The organism is Demequina sp., from assembly GCF_016278775.1.
Classification (GTDB): domain Bacteria; phylum Actinomycetota; class Actinomycetes; order Actinomycetales; family Demequinaceae; genus Demequina.
The window spans coordinates 1-7,052 of the sequence record NZ_JADQBF010000103.1 but is presented as its reverse complement, the minus strand read 5'-3'; the positions used below and the strand labels follow the sequence as shown (position 1 = coordinate 7,052).

9 protein-coding genes and 1 pseudogene are annotated in these 7,052 nt (G+C 66.9%); 5 read left to right on the top strand and 5 right to left on the bottom strand.

Annotated elements, in window-relative coordinates:
- The 3 genes and pseudogenes from glnQ to QZZ33_RS11460 all read left to right on the top strand — a co-directional run.
- Positions 1–241, top strand: a pseudogene (glnQ, locus tag QZZ33_RS11470) (glutamine ABC transporter ATP-binding protein GlnQ); the annotation flags it as partial.
- A gap of 114 nt (positions 242–355) precedes the next feature.
- Positions 356–616, top strand: a complete 261-nt coding sequence (locus QZZ33_RS11465) for an SHOCT domain-containing protein (protein WP_291380152.1) — start codon at positions 356–358, stop codon at positions 614–616.
- Positions 617–771: 155 nt separating this feature from the next.
- A complete protein-coding gene (locus QZZ33_RS11460) occupies positions 772–2,055 on the top strand; it encodes a multicopper oxidase family protein (RefSeq protein ID WP_291380151.1) in 1,284 nt (427 codons plus the stop codon).
- 34 nt (positions 2,056–2,089) lie between these two features.
- On the opposite strand, the gene QZZ33_RS11455 is transcribed toward QZZ33_RS11460, so the two are convergent.
- The 5 genes from QZZ33_RS11455 to QZZ33_RS11435 form a co-directional block, all read right to left on the bottom strand.
- Complete coding sequence (locus tag QZZ33_RS11455; protein WP_291380150.1) at positions 2,090–2,434, bottom strand: hypothetical protein; 345 nt, start codon at positions 2,432–2,434, stop codon at positions 2,090–2,092.
- 83 nt (positions 2,435–2,517) lie between these two features.
- Positions 2,518–3,144 carry a redoxin domain-containing protein gene (locus QZZ33_RS11450; protein ID WP_291380149.1) on the bottom strand — a complete coding sequence of 209 codons (627 nt, stop codon included), beginning with the start codon at positions 3,142–3,144 and terminating at the stop codon, positions 2,518–2,520.
- A gap of 3 nt (positions 3,145–3,147) precedes the next feature.
- Complete coding sequence (locus tag QZZ33_RS11445; protein ID WP_291380148.1) at positions 3,148–4,107, bottom strand: cytochrome c biogenesis CcdA family protein; 960 nt, start codon at positions 4,105–4,107, stop codon at positions 3,148–3,150.
- 1 nt (position 4,108) lies between these two features.
- On the bottom strand, positions 4,109–4,417 hold the full coding sequence (locus QZZ33_RS11440) for a glutaredoxin family protein (RefSeq protein ID WP_291380147.1): 309 nt from the start codon (positions 4,415–4,417) through the stop codon (positions 4,109–4,111).
- A 10-nt stretch (positions 4,418–4,427) separates the two neighbouring features.
- Positions 4,428–5,243 (bottom strand): prolipoprotein diacylglyceryl transferase family protein, encoded by an 816-nt coding sequence (locus QZZ33_RS11435; protein WP_291380146.1) that lies wholly within the window; start codon positions 5,241–5,243, stop codon positions 4,428–4,430.
- Between the two features lie 141 nt (positions 5,244–5,384).
- On the opposite strand from QZZ33_RS11435, the gene QZZ33_RS11430 reads away from it, so the two are divergent.
- The gene (locus QZZ33_RS11430) at positions 5,385–6,104 is read left to right on the top strand and encodes a response regulator transcription factor (protein WP_291380145.1); all 720 of its coding nucleotides are present in this window, start codon (positions 5,385–5,387) and stop codon (positions 6,102–6,104) included.
- Positions 6,101–7,052 (top strand): ATP-binding protein (locus QZZ33_RS11425; RefSeq protein WP_291380144.1); only part of this gene is annotated, 952 nt, incomplete at its 3' end. The genes QZZ33_RS11430 and QZZ33_RS11425, both read left to right, overlap by 4 nt.

The window sequence follows — 7,052 nt, the reverse complement described above, 5'->3', positions numbered from 1 at the left end:
CTCCGCGTTGGACCCCGAGCTCGTGGGCGACGTCCTCACCCTCATGCGCGACCTCGCCGCCGAGGGTTGGACCATGGTGGTTGTCACTCACGAACTGCAGTTTGCGCGCGAGGTGGCACAGCAGGTCGCCTTCGTGGACCAAGGCCGGGTGCTCGAGCACGGGGCGCCAGCGCAAGTGCTACGCGCGCCGCGAGAGGAACGCACCAGACAGTTCGTGCATCGCCTCCTGCACCCGCTCTAGTGGGGCCGTCTTCACGCGATCTTCATACTCCCGAGGGTATGCGCTTCACGTCAGTGGACGATCATGGAAGCAGAGGGACAGCCACTGCGGTGGCTCAACGAGAGGAGATCGAGCATGTGGGGACACGGATATGACGGCATGATGGGTGGAGCAGGCTTCGGTGTGATGTGGGTGCTGTGGCTCCTGATCCTCGTCGGGATCGGAGTATTGGTCTTTGCGGTGGTGCGGCTCGCCTCGCAGTCGCGCGATGGTGGCAAGACGCCGCCCCCAGCAACTGCGTCGTCCGCCAGGGCGATCCTTGAGGAGCGCTACGCGCGCGGCGAGATCGACACGGAGGAGTTCACCGAGCGCGTGAAGAACCTCGAGGCTCGGTGACGGAGCCCCTCTCGAGACGTGCGGTTCTCGCGCTAGGCGCGGCGGGAGCTGGATCCGTCGCGCTTGGGGCCATCGGATTGCACGCGCAGGGGTGGCCCCCCTTCGGCGGGGAGCGCCGTGACCCAGCGCCGGGCGCCGCATGGACGGAGCCTTCCGTGATCGAGTCGCGCGACGGCTTGTTGGAGCTCGAGTTGCGCGCGGCCCTCACGGAGGTGACCATCGCGGGCACCACGGCACGGATGCTTGCCTACAACGGCTCAGTGCCAGGACCCACTCTCCATCTGCGCCCCGGCGACCGGATGAGGGTGCGCCTGGTCAACGACCTGGACAAGCCCACCAACCTTCACACCCACGGCCTGCTGGTCTCCCCCGACGGTGCCGGCGACAACCCCTTTCTCAGCGTCGGCCCGGGTGAGGCCTTCGACTACGACATTGAGCTTCCCGACGATCACCCGCCTGGCGTCTTCTGGTACCACCCCCACCGCCATGGCCTCGTCGCCGACCAGGTATTCGGTGGACTGTATGGGGCGATCGTGGTGGACAGCGAAGACTGGTCCGAACAGGCACCCCGGGTGGTGGTCGTCTCGGACACCACGCTGTCGCGAGGACAAGTCTCCGACGTGTCGCCCATGGACCGCATGCAGGGCCGCATAGGCGAAACCGTGCTGGTCAACGGAAACGTGGCTCCCCTTCTCACGGCCGCAGCGGGGAGTTCCGAGCGGCTGCTGATCATCAACGCGTGCGTGTCCCGCTACCTCGATCTCGATCTCGGGGACCGTGAGATGACGGTGCGGGGCTTCGACTCGGGTGTGTTCACCCCGCCGCTCGCGCGCAAGCGGGTGCTGGTGCCGCCCGGCGGTCGGGTGGACCTCGACGCCCCCGTCACGGAGACCGCAACAGACCTGGTGGCTCGTGCCTACGACATCGGGAACATGGGCATGATGATGGGGAGTGGCGCCGGTCCGGCCGATGCCACCCTGCTCACGCTCGCACCCGGCGAGACCGCCGGGCTCGCCCCTTCTCCCGGGTCGTCGGCCGCATCGTCGTCACCCCGCGATCTGCGTGACTCGAGCGTTGATGGTGCACGCACTCTCACACTCGCGATGGGCATGGGTGGCGCAGGCATGCGCTTCCTCATTGACGGGCGCACCTTCGACGGTGAGCGCACCGATCACCGGGTCGAGCTGGGGACCGTCGAGGAGTGGACGCTGCGCAACACGTCACCCATGGCCCACCCCTTCCACCTGCACACCTGGCCCATGCAGGTGATGAGTACCCACGAGAACCCGGTGGATGTCCGCGATGTGGTGGACGTGCCCGCGGGCGAAGAGGTGACTGTAAGGATCGCGTTCGACCGCCACTCTGGACGTACGGTCTATCACTGCCACATCCTCGATCACGAAGACCTGGGCATGATGGGCGTGGTCGAGGCGACGTAGGACACGGGCCCGTGACCGTATGCAGGGCTCGGTACTAGTGATGCGCCTCGTGGTCGACTGAGTCGACCGGCGCGGTGGACGGTGTAGGAGTGTCCGCGGTACCACCGATGCTCGGCCCGAGCACGAAAGTCGAGAAGAGGAAAGCTCCCGCGAAGGCTGTGAGCGCGATTGCCGGCGCCCACCACGACCTGAAGCGCCGACGAAGCCGGACGAGCATGGGGACCGTTGCCGCGAGTCCCACCGCGCCGAACAGGACGGTTCCACCGGCGCCAGCCACAAGGGCGGTACCCAGGACGGGGGCGACGTGGTGCAGCACGTGGGGGACCAGGCCGACGATGAATCCGGCGGCACCCGTCAGAGCAGTCCACGCAGCACGCATGGCACTCGCCCGCCGCGAGCGAGGTGGCGTGTGTCGTGTCGTGACGGGCGAGGTGGTGGCGTTCAGCGAGACGCCTGTCGCACTCACGCCAACTCAGCGGTCACGATCTCGAGGAGCTCCTCTGGATCGAGCCACATCGACGGATAGTTCCCATACCAGCGCTGCACCCCGTCGGCGTCGATGAGCACGAATCCGTGGCCAGGCAGGCCCTCGTGCATGCCGTTGCCGAGAGTGCCGTAGGCGCTGGAGACCTTTCCGTCGTCAAGGGCGAACGGGGCTTGCACATGGAGGCGCTCGCGTTCGGCATTGATGTGCTCGGCGCTGTTCATGACGATGGGGAGTACCGCGATGCCGGCCTCGGCGAAACCGGGGTTCTTCTCAATTTCCGCCATCTGCATCAGGCACGAGTCGCAACCGGCTCCCTCATTGAAGTAGAGGATGACGGGGCTGCCGGCGAAGTCGGCCAGGGACACCTCGCCCCCTTCGCTGAGCGGCAGGGTGAACGGTGTGGCGATCTCCTGCACCACCCCGGTCTCCGGGCGGGCCGAGAGCAAGCCGACCATGACAAGCGTGCCGACTATGAGCAGGCCCACCAGCCAGGAGACGCGCGTGATGAGGGTGCGGCGCCGCTCCTGATGACGCTGGGCAGCACGGGCCTCCGCAAGCAGTTGCTCGCGCTTATTGAGGCGGGTAGCGGATCCTGAGGGCATGAGTTACTCCTTCTCGGCGACGGACGACGCCGACGCGGGGGCTTCGTGGCAGTGCGGTTCCGTGGACGATGCGGTTGGCGTGGCCTTACCGCGACGCCATGGCATCCGGCGGTCGGTGAGCGTTCCCCACACGAAGACGCCCGCAATGGCGACGAGCGCAAGACCCTGGATGGGTTCGGGGACAGGGCTGAGCACGTCCTGGACCTGAGCAAATGCCCGGGTGAGGGTGGTCGAGAACCAGTCCTGAGCCGCCGTGCCTCCGGTCATGTTGGTGGATCCGGCGAGCGCGATGATGAAGGCGCCCATGATCACGAACGCGACGGCCACCGCGATGTTCACCGTGTTGGTGGTGAGCGTTCGTCCGCTCACCGTCACGCGAACGGGCTTGGCGCGCAGGAACTTCTTGTCGCCAAGGCGTGCCCTGTCCCACACCAGCGCCATGACGAAGAGTGGGAAGACCATTCCGAAGACATAGGCGAGGCCCAACACGAGGCCGCCTGCTGCCGAGCCGGAGAGTACGGACAGGGTCATGACGCCCGCGAGAACCGGCGCGCAGCAACTCGATGCGATGCCGGAGAAGACGCCGAGCGAGAAGAAGCTCGCGCTGTCCCCTCGACTGGTGTCAGGCGCTCGCATGAACGAGGGCAACGACCACATGCGCCCCGACAGAGCCAAGGCAGCCAACGCGATCATGAGCAGGCCGCCCGCCCAATACAACGGTTCGTGATACTTGGCGATGGCACCCGCGAGCAGACTCACTCCCAAGGTGATGGGCACGAGCACCACGGCGAGACCGGCCGAGAAGATGAGCGTCAGTGGGATGAGGCGGCGGCGACGGTTCTTGACCGCTCCCGCGAGGTAGCTGGGAGCCAAGAAGACGATGCAGCACGGGGCAAAGAGCGCGACCCCACCCGCGAAGAACGCGGCAAGGATGCTGCCTGTGGCGAGGAGTTCGGAACCCATGTCAGCGCACCCTTGCCGTAACCGACTCGGCGGCGGCTTCTGCTCGGCGACCGAGAAGTCGTAGCAGCTTCTTGCGTGGCAGCCGACCGGAACTGAAGAATTCGCCTTCTACCAGCACAAGTGGGTTCATGGCGGGGCGGTGCTTCGCGACCAAGGCTGCACCTTCGTCAGACTCCAAGGCGACTGTGGTGACGTCGATGGGATGAGTCGCCGCGATTTCGGCGAGCGCCGCGGAAGCGTCGTCACAGAAGTGGCAGGCGGGGCTGTGAACCAAGGTCACCGCGGTGCGGCGAGGCTCAAGGGTGGGCACGGCGGTCTCCTTAAGGTGTCTGGACGCGACCAGTGTGATCGGCGGTCCCTGCAGACTCGACTGGTGTTGCATCAAATTTCGATGAAGACTTTCGGGCCCGGCGCCTCGCGCGCATTGCCAGTGCGAGCCCGACGACGACGCTGGCGATCGACCACATTTGCGGCTGGGTCAATCCCCACAGCACTGGTTCGTTGATGCGCAGGAACTCGACTCCGAATCGCGCAATGCCGCTCAACACCAAGTACCCAGCGACCACGGTGAGCGGCGGGGGGGGGAGCCGCCTGCCCCATGCCCAGAGCAGGGCGGCGATGAGTAGCGCCCCGATGGCCTCGTAGAGGGCGGTGGGATGCACCGCGACGTCGGTGGGGACGACGCCGTGCGTCACCGGCATGCCCCAAGGCAGCGACGTCGGCTTGCCATAGGTGCCGTCCCCAGAAAGCCAACAGCCGACGCGGCCCACCGCATACGCGACGCTGAGCGGAACCATGGCGGCGTCGGCGACAGTCACTACGGGGAGATGCCGCCGCCTCATCACCACGGCGGCCGACGCGATCCCGCCCAGGAGACCCCCGTACCAGGTGAAGCCCATTCCACCGAAGTCGTGTGCCGTGAGAGTGGGTGCATTCTCAAGGAGGTAATAGATCTTGGCCCCCACAAAACCCCAGACGGTCGCCCACAACACCAGAGTGTGCGCGTCGTCCTTTTCCAAGCCGTGACGGCGAAACGCCCTCCCGAGCAGCACTGCGGCGACCACGGCGGCGGCCGCCTTGCTGACGCCATAGGTCTGGACGTCGATACCCAGGAACGAGAAGAGCACGGGTTGCATGGGGTTTCCTTTCGTTTGCACACATCCTCGGGATGCCGCATTGACCCGGACCTGGGCATTCGGTCAACGTTCGATGAAGGTTGACGCGCCCGCGATGGCGCAGAGTGCGCGGATGGCGACGGGTCCGTGACAATGGGGTGCATGACTGCGTCCCCACCACCGCCCCTGCGCGCACTCGTCGTGGATGATGAGCCGGCGCTCGCAGAGCTGGTTGCCGACTACCTCTCCCGCGACGGGTTCGAGGTGGAGCGTGCGCGGGACGGGGAGGAGGCTCTGCGGCGTGCCCGCACGCTTGACCCCGACGTCGTGGTCCTGGACTTGGGGCTCCCGGGTATCGACGGCCTCGAGGTGTGCAGGCAACTGCGAACCTTCTCCGACTGCTACGTGGTGATGCTGACCGCACGAGCCGATGAGGTCGACACCCTGGTGGGACTATCGGTGGGCGCCGATGACTACGTCACGAAGCCGTTCAGCCCTCGCGAGCTGGTCGCACGGGTGCGCGTCATGCTGCGGCGCCCGCGCATGGCGGCCCCGGCGTCGACCGCCGCTGAGACGGAGGTCTTGCGCATCGGCGATCTCGCGATCAATCTTGAGGCGCGCGAGGTGAGCATCGCGGGTGAGCCGGTACATCTCACTCGCACCGAGTTCGATCTGCTCGCCGCGCTTGCCGTGCGACCCACACGCGTCATGACTCGCTCCGCACTGCTCGAGGACGTGTGGGGAGGCGGCTGGGTAGGCGATGAGCACCTGGTGGACGTACATATCCTCCACGTGCGCCAGAAGCTGAGCGACAGCGCAGAGCGACAGAAGTACGTGCGGACCGTTCGCGGCATCGGCTACCGGATCGGCACGGGAGAATGACGACGGCCGGTGGCACGCGTGGTGGTCTCGCACCTCGCTTGCTCTTCGCGATAGCGCTGGTGCTGGGCACGGCGGCGGTGACGGCCTGGCTGGTGGCAGGGGCGATTGGTCCGTCGGTCTTTCGCAGTCATCTGGACTCGGCGAAGGTGGTCGACTCTGGCTCGGCGATCGACCACTCGGTGATCGCGTTTCGCACGGCAAGCGCAGTGGCCCTGGCACTGGCCCTCGCACTCGGCGTCCTTGCCGCCTTCGCCGTGAGTGTGCTGTTGAGTCGGCGCATTGGTCGCTCGCTGGACTCCCTTGCGACCGCAGCACAGGGCATCGCGCAGGGCGCAAGCGGTGTGCGGGTCGCGCGGCCCGGTATCGGCCGAGAGTTCGATGCGCTAGCCGTCGCCTTCAATCGGATGGCGGACCGGCTGGAAGAGTCGGAGCGTCTGCGCGGGCGGCTCCTCTCCGATGTGGCGCACGAGTTGCGAACGCCCGTGGCGACGATCGACGCCTCCCTTGAGGCGATCGAAGACGGCGTGGCCGAGTTGAGCCCGGCGATGGTGGCGGTGCTGCGCGCGCAGGGTGGGCGGTTGGTGCGACTGTCAGAGGACCTGGCAGCAGTGACTCGTGCCGAGAGCGGGGAGGCGAGCCTGCGGTTCGAGCGGGTCGACGCGGCGGCGCTCGTCAACGCGGCTGTGCTGGCTGCGGCGGACCGCGCGCGAGTCGCCGGTGTGGAGGTCCAGAGTGCTGCGCCCGAAGCACCTCTCGCCGTTGTCGGTGACGCCGAACGACTCGCGCAGGTGCTGGGCAACCTGATCGATAACGCCGTCCGTCACAGCGCGGAGGGCGGGCTGGTGACAGTGGCCGCGGAGTCTCGTGACCAGGGCCGTGCGGTGGCGATCACGGTCGCCGACGCGGGTGAAGGGATCGCACCGGAACACCTCCCTCACCTGTTCGAGC